The 17992-nt window shown below is 66.5% G+C and carries 14 protein-coding genes; 6 read left to right on the top strand and 8 right to left on the bottom strand.

Going from position 1 to position 17992, the window contains the following annotated elements; genetic code table 11:
- Nucleotides 1-399, top strand: a 399-nt coding sequence (locus HV773_RS33505; RefSeq protein WP_484555908.1) for a phosphorylase family protein, incomplete at its 5' end; no start/stop codon positions are given.
- 54 nt (nt 400-453) lie between these two features.
- Here the strand turns inward: HV773_RS33505 and HV773_RS33500 are convergent.
- The 4 genes from HV773_RS33500 to hpnN form a co-directional block, all read right to left on the bottom strand.
- A complete protein-coding gene (locus tag HV773_RS33500) occupies nt 454-834 on the bottom strand; it encodes a type II toxin-antitoxin system VapC family toxin (RefSeq protein WP_175198132.1) in 381 nt (126 codons plus the stop codon).
- Nucleotides 831-1037: a type II toxin-antitoxin system VapB family antitoxin gene (locus tag HV773_RS33495; protein WP_175198131.1), complete on the bottom strand. Its 207-nt coding sequence runs from the start codon at nt 1035-1037 to the stop codon at nt 831-833. The genes HV773_RS33500 and HV773_RS33495 overlap by 4 nt, the downstream gene beginning before the upstream one ends.
- Nucleotides 1038-1135: 98 nt before the next feature.
- Complete coding sequence (locus tag HV773_RS33490) at nt 1136-2182, bottom strand: MlaA family lipoprotein (RefSeq protein ID WP_175198130.1); 1047 nt, start codon at nt 2180-2182, stop codon at nt 1136-1138.
- Nucleotides 2179-4809, bottom strand: coding sequence for a hopanoid transporter HpnN (gene hpnN, locus HV773_RS33485; protein WP_175198129.1), 2631 nt, complete (start codon nt 4807-4809; stop codon nt 2179-2181). Before hpnN ends, HV773_RS33490 begins: the two co-directional genes overlap by 4 nt.
- Before the next feature lie 242 nt (nt 4810-5051).
- Here hpnN and HV773_RS33480 point away from each other — a divergent pair, with 242 nt between their 5' ends.
- Entirely contained in the window at nt 5052-5660 is a 609-nt protein-coding gene (locus HV773_RS33480) for an MlaC/ttg2D family ABC transporter substrate-binding protein (protein WP_175198128.1), read from the top strand.
- 41 nt (nt 5661-5701) lie between these two features.
- On the opposite strand, the gene HV773_RS33475 is transcribed toward HV773_RS33480, so the two are convergent.
- Nucleotides 5702-6352, bottom strand: a complete 651-nt coding sequence (locus HV773_RS33475) for a response regulator (protein WP_175198127.1) — start codon at nt 6350-6352, stop codon at nt 5702-5704.
- Between the two features lie 13 nt (nt 6353-6365).
- Entirely contained in the window at nt 6366-7892 is a 1527-nt protein-coding gene (locus tag HV773_RS33470; RefSeq protein ID WP_175198126.1) for a cache domain-containing protein, read from the bottom strand.
- A 182-nt stretch (nt 7893-8074) separates the two neighbouring features.
- Here HV773_RS33470 and HV773_RS33465 point away from each other — a divergent pair, with 182 nt between their 5' ends.
- From HV773_RS33465 to HV773_RS33450, 4 genes are all read left to right on the top strand, one after another.
- The gene (locus HV773_RS33465; RefSeq protein ID WP_175198125.1) at nt 8075-9055 is read left to right on the top strand and encodes a glycerophosphodiester phosphodiesterase family protein; all 981 of its coding nucleotides are present in this window, start codon (nt 8075-8077) and stop codon (nt 9053-9055) included.
- 183 nt (nt 9056-9238) lie between these two features.
- Complete coding sequence (locus HV773_RS33460) at nt 9239-11329, top strand: carbon starvation CstA family protein (RefSeq protein WP_175198124.1); 2091 nt, start codon at nt 9239-9241, stop codon at nt 11327-11329.
- A gap of 24 nt (nt 11330-11353) precedes the next feature.
- Nucleotides 11354-11560 carry a YbdD/YjiX family protein gene (locus HV773_RS33455; protein WP_175198123.1) on the top strand — a complete coding sequence of 69 codons (207 nt, stop codon included), beginning with the start codon at nt 11354-11356 and terminating at the stop codon, nt 11558-11560.
- A 370-nt stretch (nt 11561-11930) separates the two neighbouring features.
- The gene (locus HV773_RS33450) at nt 11931-13985 is read left to right on the top strand and encodes an SMP-30/gluconolactonase/LRE family protein (RefSeq protein WP_175198122.1); all 2055 of its coding nucleotides are present in this window, start codon (nt 11931-11933) and stop codon (nt 13983-13985) included.
- 31 nt (nt 13986-14016) lie between these two features.
- On the opposite strand, the gene HV773_RS33445 is transcribed toward HV773_RS33450, so the two are convergent.
- Both HV773_RS33445 and hpnH read right to left on the bottom strand, forming a co-directional pair.
- The gene (locus HV773_RS33445; RefSeq protein WP_175198121.1) at nt 14017-16557 is read right to left on the bottom strand and encodes a tetratricopeptide repeat protein; all 2541 of its coding nucleotides are present in this window, start codon (nt 16555-16557) and stop codon (nt 14017-14019) included.
- 273 nt (nt 16558-16830) lie between these two features.
- Complete coding sequence (gene hpnH, locus HV773_RS33440) at nt 16831-17982, bottom strand: adenosyl-hopene transferase HpnH (RefSeq protein WP_175198120.1); 1152 nt, start codon at nt 17980-17982, stop codon at nt 16831-16833.
- Nucleotides 17983-17992: the final 10 nt, after the last annotated feature.

The following is a 17992-nucleotide window of genomic DNA, read 5'->3' as shown; positions in this document are numbered from 1 at the left end:
GCGCGCACGCGGCGCGGCGTGGAGGCCGCCGTGGCCGCGCCGCTCACCGGCGCGGCGGACAAGGCGGCGCTGCATCGGTCGAGTGGCGGCGCGCTGGCCGTCGACATGGAATCACATCTGGCGGCGGCAGCCGCCGCGGAACGCGGCTTGCCGTTCGCGGTCTGCCGCGCGGTGGTCGATCCAGCGTGGCGCAGCTTGCCGAAGGCCGCGATGGCCGGCTTGCGCGACGATGGCTCCACGGCCGTTTTGCCGATTCTGCGCGAGCTCGCACGCGATCCCCTGCAACTGGGCGGCCTGCTGCGCGTGGCCGCCGACGCCGGCGCGGCGCGCAAGGCGCTCACAGCCGCGCGGCGCGTGCTGACGGCCTCCGGCGCATTTTTCCCGGGTTTCCCTGGTTGATCCGGCCGCTTGCCGGCGCGAATGGCGATGGGGTACTGGGCTTGGATCGGCTTGTCAGTGCATCTCTTTCGGAAACGCCACGTTGAACCGGCGCGCCAGTTTTTCGAGGCGATGATCGAGGGTCCAAAGACTTCCGCCCGGCGTCATCAAAGCCGAGGCGAGCAAAGTGAGGTCGACGCTGCCGCAGCCTCGACCGTAAAGCTGCTCAGTTTCGATAAATTGCATGACCTCCGACGGTGTAGCTTGCTGCGCGCGACGTAGCAAGCCGATGTCGTGAAGTGTGCGGGAACGGGGTGCCGGAGGAGTGCCGCACGCGAGTTCGAGGAGAACCAGCGAGTGTGTCAGTGCCTGATCGGACGTGATAAGCCGGACCAGTGTTTCATTACGCCACCGGAAGTGGCCCACCCACACTGAGGTGTCGATCAGGACGCTCATCCTGCGCTCGGTTCGTTACGGCGTCGAGGAATCTCCTGCATATCAGGCGCCACTCCCCCGAGCGCTGCAAGGCGCTTTGCAGCCTGGACCCGCACGAAAGTCTGTATCGCTTCGCGGAACAGTTCGGCCTTGTCCATGCCGGGTTCGGCAAGCTCGAGCGCCTGTTCATACAGTGCGTCGTCAATCGTGACCGTTGTTCTCATAGCAAGCTCCTGAATTGATGCAGTTTCACATCAATTTTAGCATCTGATTGCCAGGAGCTCGGAGAAAGCGTCGCAATGTCGCAAACATGCCGCGCGTTTCAGGGCGCCGAAGCAGCCCGCGCAGGCGCTGCAGCCGATGCCGCCACTGGCGCCGATGCCGATTGTGCAGGGGCAGCAGCCGCCGCGCCGGCGGCGCCCGTCGACTCGCCCGGATCTTCGTAGTTCGGCAACCCGTTGTTCGAAGCCCCGGATCCACCCGATCCCCCCTTCGCGCCCGAACCCGCGCCATCGGGCGAACCGCCCGACTCGCCCGGATCCTCGTAATTCGGCAGGTTGTTGCCCGGCTTGGCCGATCCGCCCGCAGCACCGGCGGCTCCGGCTGCACCCGAAGCGCCTTCCGCGCCTTCAGCACCCTCAGCATCCGGATCGCCGTAATTCGGCGGCGCCGCATTATTGTTCTGCGAGCCGCGAATCAGCGATTGGCGCTGCTGGCTGTACGCGTCGCGCACGAACGAATACGGGTCGAGCGCGGCCTGCTTGAGCAGGTCCGTCGCGCCAAGCAGGTCAGCGCGCGCGCTCACGAACTGCATGAGGTAGAACGGATTGCGCACCGCGGGCTGAAAGTAGTTGATGATGTTGAACTTCACGTCCACGCCCATGCCGATGCCGTCGCGCACGTCGCTCGGCCCGAACAGCGGCAGCACGAGATACGGCCCGGCCGGCACGCCGTAGTGGCCTAGCGTCAGGCCGAAGTCCTGATGGTGCTTCGGCAGCCCCGCGAGCGTGGCGAAGTCGATCAGGCCGCCCAGCCCGAAGGTCGAATTGATCGCGAGACGCATGAGGTCTTCGGTGGCGTCGGTGATCTTCAGTTGCAGCAGGTTATTGGCGAAGTTGCTCGCGTCGCCCAAGTTCGAGAAGAAGTTCGTGATCGCCTGGCGCACCGGCTTCGGCGTCACCTTCTGATAGCCCTTCGCGATCGGCTGCGCGATATAGGTGTCGAGCTTGTCGTTGAACGTGAAGATCGCGCGATTGGCGGGCTCGAACGGGTCTCCCGGCTTGCGGTTGGGGCCCGTGGCGCAGCCCGACGTCAGGAGCAGCGCCAGGCTCGCCGCCGCCATCGTGAGCGCGGCTGTTTTTTTCTTCATTGATCGATCCCCTGGATTTGCGACCGTGCGCGCTTCGCGCGCGGCTTGCCCATCAGCACCGGCTGGAATACCACTGCGCCGATCAGCGTGCAAAACAGCGACAGCGCGAGCAGCTTGCCCATGCTCGAGGTGCCCGGATGATGCGAAAGCCACAGGCTGCCGAATGCTGTCGCCGTCGTGGCGGCCGAGAACAGCACCGCATGTGTGAGGCTCGACTGCAGGAGGCCCGTCTGCCCCGCGCGCCACGCCATCACAAAGTAGATTTTGAACGCGACGCCCACGCCCAGCATCAGGGGAAGCGCGATGATGTTGGCGAAATTGAGTTGGATGCCGAACACAACGCACAACTCGAGCGTCACGAGCGCCGATACCAGCAGCGGAATCAGCGTGCGCAGCACGTCGCTGAAGTTGCGCAGCGTGATCCACAGCAGCGCCGTGATGAGCAGCACTGACCAGCCCGCGGCCTGGAAGAACGCGAGGATGATCACGTTGGCCGAATGCAGGATCGAGATCGGGCCGCCGATCGCGCTCGGCTCGGCTTGCTTCACCGCGTGCGCGAAGCGCGCGAGCATGGTGTCGTCGTTGGAGTCGACGCCGGTAGGCACACGCGGCGCGATATCCACGAGCGCCTGGCCCGTGACCGGCGAGATCCAGTCGTCGACCATTGTGCGCGGCAGGTTCTCTCGCGTGATCGGCGAAGGCTGCAGCAGGCGCTCAAGCTGGGCGAAGGCGAGCTTGAGCGGCAGGCTGAAGGCGGCTTCGGCGCGATCGCGCGTGACGGCGTCGGCGTTCGCGAGCTTCAGGAGGCCGTCCGAGAGGTGCTTGGCCTCGGCGGCGCCCGGTCCCGGGTGATCGCCTACCGCGAGCGCGAGCTGGCGCGCCGTGCGTTTGAGCGTGTCCACGCGCACGGCGTCGGTGACGGGCGCGGACTGTTGCTGCGTGAGCGCGGGCAGCAGTTGCTGCGCGGCGCTCGAGATCAGCATGAGCTTTTGCTGCTGGTCGTCGGGGATCAGCGAGCTCAGCGTGGTGGCGCGGCTCACCTCGGGCAGCTTCACGAGCTTCGCGGCGATTTTGTCCGCTTCCGCGAGATTGGGCGCGAGCACGCTCACATCGTTGATCGAGATGACCGGCGAGTTCTTGAGCGCGATGAGCGTGGCCATCGACTCGGTATGCGGGTCCTTCAGATGCAGCGGATTGAAGTCGAAGCGCAGATGCAGCAGCAGCGGCGTCGCGCCCAGGATGACGATGAGCGAGCCGATCAGCACGGGCTTGCGATGTTCGGCGAGCCACGTGTCCACGGGCGCGAGGAACGGGAAGCCCGGCGAGGCGCGCTCGCCCTTGGGATTGAACACCTTGATGAGCGCCGGCAGCACTGTCATGTTCGCGACGTAAGCGACGAACATGCCCACGCCCGCGATCTGGCCGAGCTCGGAGAGGCCCTTGTAGGCGGTGGGCAGAAACGAAAAGAAACTTTCCGCGACGGCAATGGCCGCGAGCGTGAGCGGCACGCCGATGGTGCGCGCGGTCTTGAGCAGCGCGACGTCCAGACGTTCGTCCTCGAAACGATGCTCGCGGTACTTCACGCCGAACTGCACCCCGAAGTCGACCCCGAGCCCGACGAACAGCACCATGAAGGCGACTGACAGCATGTTGAGCGAACCGATCATGAAGAGGCCGAGCGCCGCCGTGATGGCGAGGCCGATCACGAGCGTGACGAGCACCGCGCCGATCAGGCGGCCCGAGCGCAGCGCGAGCCACAGGATCACGAGCACGACGATGGCCGTGATGATGCCGTTGAGCGCGGCGCCGTCCTGCACCGAGGCGAACTCCTCGTCGGCGAGCGGCTGCTCGCCGGTCAGGCGCACGTGCGCGCCGTATTCGGTGTCCAGATGCAGGCGCGCGGCGGTGTCGCGGATCGCCTGCGAGGCGTTCGCGCCGGCCTTGAGCGCCGCGAAATTCAGCACCGGCTGAACGGTAACGAATGCAAACGCCGGCTTCGTGGCCGAATCCTTGTCGACGAGCGCGCGCCACGAGAACGCGGCGGGCTTGCCGGCGAGCACCTGGTCGACCACGTCGGCGGCGCTGCCGAGCAGGGACGCCATTTGCGGCAGCTTCACCTGGCCGATCGTGAGCGGCAATTGCAGCGTGGTCGTGAGCGTGCCGGCGAGCCCGGCGAGGCTGGGATCCTTCGCGAGCTGGTTCACGAGCGGGCGCGCCTGCACGAGCTGGCCCGTGGTGGAGAGGACGGTCTGGGTGGACGGGAACAGCAGCCCGTTGTGCTCGAAGAACGGCCCGCCCGCGGGCTGCGAAACGGCGCTGAATTCGTGCGCATCCTGCTTGAGGGCTTCGGCGAGCTTGTCGGCGGCGGCGTCGGCGAGCTCGGGCGCCTGCGCCTCGACCACCACGAGCAGCGACGAGCCGCGCTGCGGGAACGCCTTGTCCTTCGCGTCGCTGAGCGCGGCCCATTCGGCCTTGTTCTCGACGAGGCCGCTCACGTCCGTGTTGATCTTGAAATGCTTCACGACGTACACGCCGCTCACGGCGGCGAGAACGAGCGCGAATGCGATGACCCACGCCGCGCGGCGCACCGACCAGGCGACGAGGTGGATGATGAATGGCTTCAGCATAAAGGCGAGGGGGCCTTGTCGTTTGACTGTTCTTGATGAGAAGCGCCCAAGTATACCGGCCCCGCACATCCCGGCGCGCCTTGCGCACGCGAGCCCGTGCGCTAAAGCCGTTATACTGGGTCGGTCGGGGCGGGATCGGGCCTGAGAGGCCGGTTAAACGTCGATCAAACCTTTGACCGGGGCTTTCCGGGCCGCCGTGCCGGCACCTGATATTCACTGTTCAAGAACGCTCAAGAACACGTATGAAACGCTATCTGACCGCATTTCTCGCCGCTGCTTTCCTGTCGGGCGTCTCTGGCGCCGCCCTCGCGCAGTCCTCGCCGGATGTCGTCGTCAAGAACGCGGTGGAAGGCACCGTGAAGGCGATGCAAGCCGACCCGCAAGCGCGTGGCGGCGACATGAACAAGATCACTAGCGTGGTCGAGACCCATTTTGTGCCGGCCACCGACTTCCAGCGCACCACGCGCATCGCGATCGGCAAGGCCTGGACCACGGCCACGCCCGAGCAGCAGCAAAAGCTCTATGAGCAATTCCAGCTCCTGCTCGTGAAGACCTACGCATCGTCGCTTTCGCAACTGCGCGACGCCCAGGTCACCTTCAAGTTCGTGCCGTCCAACACGGGCGCGGGCGCGAAGGACACCGTCGTGCAGTCGCACGTGCTCAGCAACGGCGGCGACGACGCCATCGACTATCGTCTCGAACGCAGCGCCAACGGCTGGAAGATCTACGACATCAACATGATGGGCGCGTGGCTCATCCAGGTCTATCAAACCCAGTTCGCCGACCAGATCGCCAAGGGCGGCATCGACGGGCTCATCAAGTATCTCGTCGATCACAACGCGCGCAGCTAAAGCGGCGCGCGTTGCGCGGGAGGCGCGCCTTCAGGCTACATTCAGGCGCCTTCCCGCTTTCTGCGGTTCTCCACCGCGAATTTGATCAGTTCTGCCTGGCCTTCGATGTCGAGCTTGCGCTTGAGATTGAGCCGGTGCGTCTCCACCGTGCGCACCGATAGCCCGGCGCGCTGCGCAATCTGCTTGCTCGACAGCCCCTCGGCGAGCGCGTCGAGAATGTCGAGTTCGCGCGGCGTGAGGCGTTCGATGGGGGTTTCCTTCAGCGATGCCTGCAGCATGCGCACGCCCAGTCCCGCACTGAAATACGTTTGCCCCGCCAGCACGGCTTCGATTGCGCGCACGATCTCGGTGGCCGGCGAATCCTTGAGCACATAGCCGCTCGCCCCCGCGCGCACCGCTTGCGCCACATATTCGACGTTATCGTGCATCGAGAGCATCAGCACGCGGATCGCCGGAAAGCGCTCGTGAAAGATGCCCGCGAGCGCGATGCCGTTCATGCCGGCCATGCCCACGTCCATCAGCGCGAGATCGGGCTCGAGCGCGGCGGCGAGCCCGATGGCCTCGTCGGCGTTGCCCGCCTCGCCCGCGACTTCGAGGCCCGGCACGGCTTCCAGGCGCGCACGCAGGCCGTCGCGCACGAGCGGATGATCGTCGACGAGCACAAGGCGCGCCGGTTTGCCTGATTCGTTCATAGTGGGTTTCTTTTCAGTGCGTTGCCCTGGAGGCCGCGTGCTTTGAGGCCGCGCTGGCGGAGTGTATCGGCACCCAGGCATCGACCACGGTGTGGCCCGGCTTCGAGCTGACCGAGAGCCGCCCGCCGAGCGGTTCGAGCCGTTCGCGCATATTGCGCAGGCCCATGCCCGCGCGCGGATCGGCGAGCGCGTGCGCGACGTCGAAGCCACGGCCATTGTCGGCGATGGTGAGCGTCACGCCGTTGGGCGCGACGTCCAGCGTGAGCGCGGCGCGCCGCGCGCCGGCGTGCTTCACGATGTTGGTGAGCGCTTCCTGGGCGATGCGGAACAGCACCGTGTTCACGGCATCGGGCAAGGGCGCGGCGCCCGGGTTCGTGCTCACGTTCGTGCTCAGGCTCGCGCCGCTATCGCCATGCCCGGCCCCCGGCCGCGCGCCCAACTGCGTGAAGCCGATGTCCATCTCCGACTCCTCGGCCAGCTCGCGCGTGAGCTGCTCGAGCGCCGCGGCGAGGCCGAGATCGTCGAGCATCGCCGGGCGCAGCGCGTGCGAGATGCGGCGCACCTCGCGCAACGTCTCCGCAAGCCGCGCGAGGCCGGTCGACAGCGAAGCCTCCGCGGCGCTCACGCGCGTCTCGCCGCGCTCGAAGCGCGCAAGCGCCGACTCCAGCAGCAGCTTCACGGAAACCAGCATCTGGCTGATGCCGTCGTGCAGTTCGCGTGAGAGGCGCGCGCGTTCTTGCTCCTGCGATTGAACCACTTGCTGCGCGAGGCGCTTGAGTTTCGCGTCGGTGCTGCGGTACTCGCTCACGTTGAGCACGAGTGCGCCGAGCGCGAACACGCCCACGCCCGCGAGCGCGATGATGCCGAGCCATTGCAGCGTGCGCTCGATGTTGGCCGAGGCGCGCTCGTCGGTGCGCGCGAGCGTGGAGTCGACGTCGTCGAGATAGATGCCGGTGCCGACCATCCAGCCCCAGCGCGGCAGCGCGACGACATAGCCGAGCTTCGGCGCGAGCTTGCCGGTCGACGGCCGGTGCCACATGTAGCGCACGAAGCCGCCGCCGTGCGACGCCGCGCTCACGAGCTGCTGAATCGTGAGCGCGCCTTGCGGGTCGCGCAGGTTCCAGAGATCCTGGCCGACGAGGCTCGGCTCGCGCGGATGCATGAGCGAGCGGCCGTGCATGTCGTAGACGAAAAAGTAGCCGTCCGGGCCGAAATTCATCTTCTGCAGCACGGCGAGCGCGGCGCGCTGGCGGTCGGCGACGCTGTCGGCAATGCTAACGGCGGTTCCTGCTGCGCGGTTCTCGCCGGCTTCGTACAGCGGCGCGATGGCGCTCGTCGCGAGTTCGACGTAGTGGCGCAGCTCGACTTCTTTGCTCGACAGATACGCCGCCTGCATCGTGGCGTGTTGCGTGTGCGCGAGCGCGGTCGCCTGCTGCCGCACGCCGATGCCGATGCTGGCAATGGCGGCGAGAAACGGCACGACCGCGAGCAGGAAGATCTTCGTCTTCAGGCGGTCGTTGAAGAAAAATGGGGCGGGCATGGCGGCATTAAGATGCTTGAGGGTGCAAGCATAACCGGCTGTGCGTAATGGACGGTGCGCACCTGGAATTTTCGAGATTGTGCTACGGGCGATGATGCGGCGGCGAACGGGAGCAGTACCGCTCCTGCCCGGTCGCGCTGGCTGGGTTTCCCATTCCCGAGCGGCATTGAATCTGACGCACCATGACTCGACAGACCACATCGATCCGACCCCTGCTCGCGAGCGCCGCCGCCTGCGCCGCGCTGTTGCTCAACGCTTGCGGCGGCAATTCCGAGGCCCGCACGATCACGCATGCGCAGATGGCCGTCCCGCAACTGATCGCCCATCGCGGCGGTACGGGCGACGCGCCCGAGAACACGATGATCGCCATCCGCACTGCGCTCGCGAATCGCGCCGACGCCATCTGGCTCACCGTGCAGTTGAGCGGCGACGGCGTGCCGGTGCTCTACCGCCCCGCTGATCTTTCCGCGCTGACCGACGCGCGTGGCACGGTCGCGTCGAAGAGCGCGGCGGAACTGGCGCGCGTCAACGCGGGCTGGCAGTTCAAGACGCTCGATGCGTCCGGGCGCGACGCCTACCCGTACCGCAGCGCGCCGGTCGGCATTCCCACGCTCGCCGAGGCGCTCGCGGCGATTCCGCCGGAGGTGCCCGTCATGCTCGACATGAAGGCTCTGCCGGCCGAGCCGCAGGCGGTCGCCGTGGCGCACGTGCTCGACCAGGCCGGCGCGTGGGAGCGCGTGCAGATCTATTCGACCGATGCGAGCTACCAGCAGGCGTTTGCCGCGTGGCCGCGCGCGCGCCTGTTCGAGTCGCGCGACGCGACGCGCGGGCGGCTTGCCACGGCCGCGCTCGCGCATCGCTGTGAGGCGCCGCCGCCCGCGAATACGTGGACCGGCTTCGAATGGCGCCGCCAGGTCGATCTCGTCGAGCAGTTCACGCTGGGCGAAGCGCGGTCGACGGTGGCGGACGCAACGCTCTGGTCGTCCGAGGCGGTTCAGTGTTTCCGCACGAACCCAGGTGTGCATATCGTGGCGATCGCCGTCAACAATGAAGCCGACTACCGCGCGGCGGCCTGCGCGGGCGTGGACGCGGTGCTGGCGGACTCTCCACGGCAGATGGCGCCGGTGCGCGAGGCCTTGCGCGTTGGCCACACCTGTCCTTGATGTTGGACTACCCTACGTAGTTGTACGTAGGTTGCTTACGTAGTTGTCCGGTTGTGGCGCGCGGCGTGAAGGCGAATACTACACGGCCACCACTTGGCGCATTGCGCCATGCCGCGCGCCGTTTATGCATGACGGATCGTGGTCCGAAGTGGGCATCGAAACCAACCATAAGAAGGAGACGGCATGAGTCGGACAACCAGCTTGATCGTCTGGACGCTAGTCGCGCTGCTAGGCGCATTCGCGTTTGGCACCATCGCGCTCGCGCACGGCGAGCGCATCAGCGCACTGTGGATCGTGATCTGCGCGGTGTGCGTTTATCTGATCGCGTATCGCTTCTACAGCCGCTTCATCGCCACCGCCGTCGTGCAGCTCGACGGCCTGCGCATGACGCCGGCCGTGCGTCACAACGACGGGCTCGACTACGTGCCCACCAACAAGTACGTGCTGTTCGGCCATCACTTCGCGGCGATCGCGGGCGCGGGCCCGCTGGTCGGCCCGGTGCTGGCCGCGCAGATGGGCTACATGCCCGGCATGCTGTGGATTCTCGCGGGCGTGGTGTTCGCGGGCGCGGTGCAGGACTTCGTGGTGCTGTTCCTCTCCACGCGCCGCGACGGCCGCTCGCTCGGCGACCTCGTGAAGATGGAGCTTGGGCCCATCCCCGGCGTGATCGCGCTGTTCGGCACCTTCCTCATCATGATCATCATTCTCGCGGTGCTCGCGCTGATCGTGGTGAAGGCGCTCACGAACTCGCCGTGGGGCACGTTCACCGTGGCCGCGACGATTCCCATCGCGATCTTCATGGGCCTCTACGTGCGCTACATCCGCCCGGGCAAGATCGGCGAGATCTCGATCATCGGCTTCGTGCTGCTGATGGCGTCCATCGCGTTCGGCCAGCATGTGCACGATTCGCCCACGCTCGCGGCCATGTTCACGTTCACGGGCACGCAGCTCACGTGGATCCTGATTGGCTACGGCTTCGTGGCATCGGTGCTGCCGATCTGGCTGTTGCTCGCGCCGCGCGATTACCTCTCCACGTTCCTGAAGATCGGCACGATTCTCGCGCTCGCGATCGGCATTCTGATCGTCGCGCCGGAACTGAAGATGCCGGCCTTCACGAAGTTCATCGACGGCACCGGCCCGGTCTGGTCGGGCAACCTGTTCCCGTTCCTCTTCATCACGATCGCGTGCGGCTCGGTCTCGGGTTTCCATGCGCTGATCTCGTCGGGTACGACGCCCAAGATGCTCGATAACGAAACCAACGCGCGCTTCATCGGTTATGGCGCGATGCTGATGGAATCGTTCGTCGCGATCATGGCGCTGGTGGCCGCTTCGGTGATCGAGCCGGGCGTGTACTTCGCGATGAACGCGCCGCTCGCCGTGCTCGGCACGACGCCGGACGCTGTTGCGCAAACCGTGGGCCAGTGGGGCTTCGCGCTCACGCCGGACATGCTCACGCACACCGCGCAGGCCGTGGGCGAGACCACCATCATTGCGCGCGCGGGCGGCGCGCCCACGCTGGCCGTGGGCATGGCGCAGATCCTCCACCAGGTGGTGGGCGGCGAAGCGATGATGGCGTTCTGGTATCACTTCGCCATCCTCTTCGAAGCGCTCTTCATCCTGACCGCCGTGGACGCGGGCACGCGCGCGGGCCGCTTCATGCTGCAAGATCTGCTCGGCACGTTCCACCCGTCGCTCAAGCGCACGGATTCGCTGGTCGCGAACCTGATCGCCACCGGCTTGTGCGTGGCCGCGTGGGGCTACTTCCTCTACCAGGGCGTGGTCGATCCGCTCGGCGGCATCAACACGCTGTGGCCGCTGTTCGGCATCTCGAACCAGATGCTCGCCGGCATCGCGCTGATGCTCGCCACGGTTGTGCTCTTCAAGATGAAGCGCGAGAAGTTCGCATGGGTCACGGCGCTGCCCACGCTGTGGCTGCTGATCTGCACGCTGACGGCCGGCTGGCAGAAGATCTTCGACAGCAACCCGAAGGTGAGTTTCGTTGCGCACGCACAGAAACTCTCGGCGGCGCTTGCTGACGGCAAGATCCTCGCACCGGCGAAATCGGCCGAGCAGATGCAGCGCATGATCTTCAACGACTACGTGGATGCGGCACTTTCCGGCCTGTTCATCATGGTGGTGGCGAGCATCGTGGTGTACGGGCTGATCGCGATTGCGCGCGCACGCCGCAGCGACCGCCCGACCGCGCAGGAAACGCCGTACGAAGCGATGCCGGCAGGCGGCGCGGCCATCGCGGCGCGGCAAGGCGTGCACTAAGGCACGGGCCAGAAGGAGCGCATCATGTTCTCGGAACTTCGCGACAACGTGCAGACGGCGGGCCGCTATCTGGGCCAGGCCATGCGCCTGATGGTGGGGCTGCCGGACTACGAGGGCTACGTCGCGCACATGCGCGCGACGCATCCCGACCGGCCGGTGATGACCTACGAAGCGTTTTTCCGCGAGCGGCAGAACGCGCGCTATGGTTCAGGCGCGGGGAAATGCTGCTGAGAACCGGCTGATCGGCCCGATTCGACAAGCGGGTGAAGTTTGATGCGAAGCGCGATGGTGAAAGCCGTCGCGCTTTTTTTCGTTTTGCTTTGCCGATGAAGCCGCGCGCTTTTGAACCCGATTTTGAATCCGATCGTGGGGCGGCTTGCCGCTTCTTCACGACACCAGGCACAATCACGAGCGCCGCCTCGACGCGAGGCCAATCGCTCAACCTCCCCCACGCCACGCCGTTAACCCGAAAGAGATTCCACGTCGATTCGCGGCGTTACGAATCGCCGCCTCATCGAAAAGCCGATTGCAAGTTTTCAATGAGCGGCGGCCTCTCACCCTGAACGCCCATTCAGCACGGCGTCCTACGAAGAAATCTCTCATGATCCTGCACCGACTGGGCGCCGCATCGCTTGCGCTCCTCCTGGCCGCAACGGTTGCGCCCGTTTGCGAAGCGCAATACTCGACCGACTGGGTAGCCAACACCTACGGCGCCAGCACGACGCGCGTGGGCAACGTGGCCCGCTCGATGTGGGTCGCGCCCGAAGGCGTGATCTATACCTCGTCGATGTGGGACGAGAACGAAGGCGGCGTGGCTCTCTATCAGAACGGCCAGAGTGCGGGCTCGATTGGCGGCCACGCCGATTTCCAGGGCGGTGCGATCACGGGCAACGCCACGTCGCTGTTCGTCGCGATGCAGTACAACGCGAGTTACGGCAGCGGCAGCGTCGGGCGATATAACCGCTCGAGCGGCGCGCGCGATCTGCTCATCGGCGTGAGCGCCGACACGACCGAGAAGCTCGCCGATGTCGTCACCGGACTCGCGACCTCGGGCTCGCTGCTCTACGCCAGCGACTTCCCCGGCAACCGCGTGCGCGTGTACACCACGGACGGCGTCTGGCAAAGCGATATTGGCGTGACGGGGCCGGGCGCGCTGGCGGTGGATGCGCTCGGCAATCTCTGGGTTGCGCAAAAGAGTGCGGGCGCGGTGCTCGAGTTCAGTCCCGGCGGCCAGCTTCTGAACACCATTCAACTGGCTGCCACCGCGCGGCCGTCGTCGCTGTATTTCGATGCGCAAAACGCCCAGTTGATGATCGGCGACTCCGGCCCCGACATGAACATCAAGATCTACAACGTCACGGGCGCGCCTGCTTTTGCGGGCACATTCGGCGTGCAGGGCGGCTATCTCGACTCGACCACCGGCGTCAAGGGCCAGGTGGGCGCCAAACGCTTCACGCGCGTGGCCGGCATCGGCAAGGACGCTGCGGGCACGCTGTATGTGCTGAACAATCCTTGGGGTGGTTCATGGGATCTGGGCCGCAACGGCGCCACGGACCTTCACGCATACGATGGCGCGGGCAATCTGCGCTGGATGCTTCAGTCGCTCAACTTCGAAGGCAACGGCGTGCCTGACCCGGCCACCGACGGCGCGCGCTTCTACGGCGGCATGAACATCTATGCGGGCACGGCTGGCGGCACCTTCGTGGCCAACACGATCGACCCGATCACCTATCCGAACGACCCGCGCATCAATCTCGCCGACCCCGCGCGCGGCGAACATTTCGCACAGCTTGCGAGCGTGAACGGGCAGCGCATTCTCGTGGCCGCCGGCCAGAATCCCGATACGTTCTACTTCTTCCATTTCAATGCGGCGAGCGGCTATATCGCCATTCCCGACTACACGCTGCCGGGGCCGGCATTCAATACGACCGCGCCGGTTCGCAATGGCTTTTGCCTCGACAGCAAGGGCGATCTCTGGGTGGGGCTCGACAAGACCAACGTGATTTCGCACTATCCGCTGACCGGTTTCGATGCGAACGGCCAGCCGCTGTGGGGCGCCGCAATCACCACGCCGATCCCGAATACGATCGGACGCCTCACCCGCATCATCTACCTGCCCGAAAGCGACACGATGATCCTCGCGGGCATGACCGGCAGCACCGACTGGACCGCCGTGGGCTCGCGCGTCGAGGTCTATCACGGCTGGCTCGCCGGCAATACGGGCGCGCCGGATCCGGTGATCAACCTCACGAGCGCGAATCCCAAGTCGATCGCGGCCGCTGGCAACGAGCTGTTCGTGGGCTATGTGCACACGGTGCCCAACATCGACGCCTTCAACCTCACCACGGGCGCGCTCGACACCACGCTCATCGACAGCAGTGCGAATACGGTCTACGTGGGCAACGACGTGGATTCGATGTATGGCCTGCGCGCGTATCGCCGCTCGACTGGCGAGTATGTGGTGACCAAGGACAACTACAACGGCACGAGCATTGTGGTGTACCGCTGGACGCCGCCGGCGAGCGCCACGGCCATGGCCGCGGTCCGCGCGAGTGCTGCCACGAGTACAAGCGCGAGCATGACCATGACCGTGGCGAAGGCGATGAAAGCGGCGAAGGCGCTGCTGGTGTCGCCCTTCGGCGCGAAGTCGAAGTGACGGCCGCGCCGGGCCGCCGCGATGCGGCGAACTATGCCTGCGACGACAGGCGCGCCGTTCGCTTCGTTTCCTGATCGTCGCACCAGGTCTGCCACATCGTCCGATACGCTCGTTCGATATTCGCGGCAAAGCGCGGCGCATCCATGAGCGGCGACGCCTCCATGCGCGCGCGCAGCGCCGCGCGCAACGCGGCCAGACGGGGCAGATCGTGCGCCAACTCGACGGCGATGCGCACGAAGTCTTCGTCGGTGTGCGCGACAAGCTCGGGCATGCCGAGATTCGCCGCGATGCTCAAGCCGCCCCGGCTCGCCGTCGAGCGGCCCGCGCGCGTGACGACGGGCACGCCCATCCACAATGCGTCGAGGCTCGTGGTGTGGCCGTTGTACGGAAACGAGTCGAGCGCCACGTCGATGCGGTGGTAAGTCTCCAGATACAGGCGGCGGGCCTGGTGGCCGACGAACGCCACGCGCTCCGGGTCGATACCCTGCGCCTGCGCGCGCGCCTTGAGCCGTTCGCGCGGCGCGCCCGGCGGCGCGAGCAGCAGCAGGCGCGCGTGCGGCACGGTGGCCAGCACACGGCTCCACAGGCGCAGCGCGTGGTCGCTGAGCTTGGCCGGATTGTTCAGGCAGCCGAACGTGAACGGCGCGCCGCCCGCCGCCGGCAATCCATTGACTTCGAGTCCGGCGACCTGCGCGTCGTAGCACCAGAACGCGTCCGGCAGGCGCAGCGAGCGCTCGCTGTAGAGCGCGTCGCGGCCGGGCTCGCCGATGGGGTCGAGCCACGGGTCGGTGAGCCGGTAGTCCATCGCCGCGCTGCCGGTCGTGCCCGGATACGCGAGCCACGCGACCTGCACCGGCGCGGGCCGCCGCGCGAACAGCAGACGCCGCCCGCCGGCCATGTGCATCGTGAGGTCGACGACGATATCGATGCGGTCATCGCGGATCTGCTGCGCAAGCGCGGTGTCGTCGAGCGTGTGCACGTCGCGCCAGACATCGACGAGGCTCTTGAGGTGCTGCGTCAGCGCGTCGGGCTTCGGGACGCTCGCATAGCAGACGATCTCGAACGCCGCCCGGTTGTGGTGCGAGAACAGCGGCACGGTGAAAAGCGCCTGGCAATGCGAACGAAAATCGGGCGAGACGTAACCGATACGCAAGCGTCGCCCTGGCGTGGGATCGTTGCCGTGCGGCGGTTGCGCGTGCGCCGCGTCGAGCAACGGTGGCTCGTAGCGCGCCGCGAAACGCCGGCATTCGTCGAGCAGCGCCTGCGGGTCGTCGGTCTGGAAGGCGAGCGCGAAGATCAGGTCGCAATGCGCAACGACGCGCTCGCGCTGGCGGTCGTTGCTGTTGCCTGCGGGGTTTTGCGCTTGCGCGAGCGCCACCGCCTTCTGGTACGAAGCCACCGATTCGTCGAGCTGCCCCATGTCTAGCAGCACGTTGCCGAGCGCCGCGTGCCCGGCCGGGTCCGCGGGAGCCAGTTCGATCGCTCGATGCAGCGCGGCTTCGGCCTCGTCCAGCCGCTCGCCCTTGAGCACAAAGCCGAGGTGATGCCACGCGAGCAAGTGGTCGGGCTGCAGCGCAACGGCGCGACGCAGCGCGTCGGCGGCCTCGTCGGGGCGCGTGACGCCGATCAGCGTGCCGAGGTTGTAATGCGCGTCCGCGAGGCCGGGGTCGAGCGCGATGGCCTGGCGTGCCGCGGCTTCGGCTTGCTCGCGTTCCGTCTTCGACAGCACGTGCGAGAGATTGACCCAGGCGACGGCGAAATCAGGCTTGATCGCCACCGCGCGCCGGAAGGCCTGCACCGCTTCATCGGGGCGGCGCTCGCAGAGCAGGTTGCCGAGGTTGAAATGGGCGGCCGAAAGCTCCGGGTTCAGCTCGATCGCGCGGCGCAGCGCGGCTTCGGCTTCGTCGGGATGCGACCTGGAAAGCAGCAGCCCGAGACGGCTCCACGCGGGCGCGAAGTCCGGGTCGAGTTCGAGCGCGCGGCGTAGTGCTGTCTTGGCGGCCTCGGCGGCCTCGGGAGCATCAGGCTGCATCGACACGAGCAGCGTGCCTAGATTGAAATGCGCGTGCATGAAATCGGGGCGCAGCGCGATCGCCTGCTCGAACGCCGCGCGTGCTTCCTTGGGCTGCGTCGTGCGCAGCAGGTTGCCGAGGTTGTTGTGCGCTTCCGCGAGCGCCGGATCGAGGCAGATGGCCGCGCGCAGATGCGCGTCGGTCTGTGCGGCGTCGTCGGGGCCGAACGTGTTGGCCAGATAGAAGTGCGCGGCGGCCAGCGTGGGATCGAGCACGAGCGCGCGGCGCAGCGCGGCGCGCGTGTCGTCGATGCGGCCTTGCGCGCGCAAGGCGTGGGCGAGATCGACGAGGCGCTGCGCATCCTGGTGCGGAGCGAGCGCCTCGCGCAGCAGCGTTTCGGCCTCGGCCGCGCGGCCTTGCTGGTGGACGATCAGGGTGAGCAGATGCAGCGCTGGTGCGTGGCCCGGCAATTGCGCGAGCAAGGCGCGGCAGTGCTGCTCGGCCGCGGCCAGCTGCCCGGTGCGCCAGGCGGCGAGGGCGTCGTCGTAAAGTGGAGACATGGTGGCGATCGGCGGGGCCGGGCCGGCGGCGCACGGGGGCGCATCGCAGGACCGGGCGCGGAATCCGGTGAATGGGAAACCCGGCATTGTGGCCGCGTCGCCATCCCGAAAACGCTTGTCGTCGCGCCGCTGCGATCTGCCGCAACAAAAACAGAAAGGGCGCAACGGTGTGAACCGTTGCGCCCTTTCGATCACCGTGCCAGAGCCGCTGTCCTCACGGACGGCAGCCTGGCTGCCGCCCGACGGAACGCCGCCCAGCGGACCGCCGCCCGCTCAGCTTGCCGCGACGGTCGCGGCCTTCTTCGTCTTGGCCGCAGCCTGGATCTCTTCGAGCTTGATCTCGACGTGACGCGAGAACACGTACTCGGCCGGACGCTGGCGGTCGAGCGGGATGTCCTTGGCAAACGCGCCTTCGGTCTTCGGGCCGCTCATCGCGACCTTCAGCGCCTTGAGCGGATGCGAGACCGTGTCCAGCACGGCGGTGGCCTCGAAGCCGCAGTGAACCATGCAGTTCGCGCACTTCTCGTACTTGCCCGTGCCGTACTTGTCCCAGTCGGTGGTTTCCATCAGCTCCTTGAAGGTCTTGACGTAACCTTCGCCGACCAGGTAGCAGGGCTTCTGCCAGCCGAACACCGTGCGCGCGGGGTTGCCCCACGGCGTGCATTCGTAGGTCTGGTTGCCGGCCAGGAAGTCGAGGAACAGGCTCGACTGGCTGAACGACCACTTCTTGCCGTTGTTGCCGCGCTTGAAGATTTCGCGGAACAGGTTCTTGGTTTTCTCGCGGTTCAGGAAGTGCTGCTGGTCCGGCGCGCGCTCGTAGGCATAGCCCGGCGAGACCGTGATGCCGTCGACGCCGATGTCGCCGACCGTGTCGAAGAACTTCGCCACGCGCTCGGGCACCGCGTCATTGAACAGCGTGCAGTTGATGTTCACGCGGAAGCCGCGGCGCTTGGCTTCCTTGATGGCCGCGACGGCCTTGTCGTAGGTGCCTTCCTGCGAAACCATGTGGTCGTGCGTTTCGCGGTCGCCGTCGAGGTGCACCGACCAGACGAAGTACGGGCTCGGCTCGTAGTCGTCCATCTTCTTTTCCATCAGCAGCGCGTTCGTGCACAGGTACACGAACTTCTTGCGCGCCATGATGCCCTTGACGATCTGCGGCATTTCCTTGTGCAGGAGCGGCTCGCCGCCTGCGATGGAAACGACCGGCGCGCCGCACTCGTCGACGGCTTCCAGGCATTCCGCCAGCGACAGGCGCTGGTTCAGGATGGGATCCGGATAGTCGATCTTGCCGCAGCCGTTGCAGGCCAGGTTGCAGCGGAACAGCGGCTCGAGCATGAGCGCGAGCGGATAGCGCTTGGTGCCGCTGAAATGCTGGCGAAAGATGTACGAGCCAACGCGGACTTTTTGTAGCAGCGGAATAGACAAGACGTGTCCT

It is taken from the genome of Paraburkholderia caffeinitolerans (assembly GCF_902859945.1).
Lineage (GTDB): Bacteria > Pseudomonadota > Gammaproteobacteria > Burkholderiales > Burkholderiaceae > Paraburkholderia > Paraburkholderia caffeinitolerans.
The sequence above is the reverse complement of the archived record's forward strand: the minus strand, read 5'-3'. Positions and strand labels throughout refer to the sequence as shown.

Bases quoted from the DNA above. Each gene is read 5' to 3' on its own strand.
- HV773_RS33500 (WP_175198132.1), bottom strand. From the start codon at position 834: ATGAGCGTCCTGATCGACACCTCAGTGTGGGTGGGCCACTTCCGGTGG.
- HV773_RS33455 (WP_175198123.1), top strand. From the start codon at position 11,354: ATGTTCTCGGAACTTCGCGACAACGTGCAGACGGCGGGCCGCTATCTG.
- HV773_RS33490 (WP_175198130.1), bottom strand. From the start codon at position 2,182: ATGAAGAAAAAAACAGCCGCGCTCACGATGGCGGCGGCGAGCCTGGCG.
- HV773_RS33450 (WP_175198122.1), top strand. From the start codon at position 11,931: ATGATCCTGCACCGACTGGGCGCCGCATCGCTTGCGCTCCTCCTGGCC.
- hpnN (WP_175198129.1), bottom strand. From the start codon at position 4,809: ATGCTGAAGCCATTCATCATCCACCTCGTCGCCTGGTCGGTGCGCCGC.
- HV773_RS33445 (WP_175198121.1), bottom strand. From the start codon at position 16,557: ATGTCTCCACTTTACGACGACGCCCTCGCCGCCTGGCGCACCGGGCAG.
- HV773_RS33465 (WP_175198125.1), top strand. From the start codon at position 8,075: ATGACTCGACAGACCACATCGATCCGACCCCTGCTCGCGAGCGCCGCC.
- HV773_RS33460 (WP_175198124.1), top strand. From the start codon at position 9,239: ATGAGTCGGACAACCAGCTTGATCGTCTGGACGCTAGTCGCGCTGCTA.
- HV773_RS33470 (WP_175198126.1), bottom strand. From the start codon at position 7,892: ATGCCCGCCCCATTTTTCTTCAACGACCGCCTGAAGACGAAGATCTTC.
- HV773_RS33495 (WP_175198131.1), bottom strand. From the start codon at position 1,037: ATGAGAACAACGGTCACGATTGACGACGCACTGTATGAACAGGCGCTC.
- HV773_RS33475 (WP_175198127.1), bottom strand. From the start codon at position 6,352: ATGAACGAATCAGGCAAACCGGCGCGCCTTGTGCTCGTCGACGATCAT.
- HV773_RS33480 (WP_175198128.1), top strand. From the start codon at position 5,052: ATGAAACGCTATCTGACCGCATTTCTCGCCGCTGCTTTCCTGTCGGGC.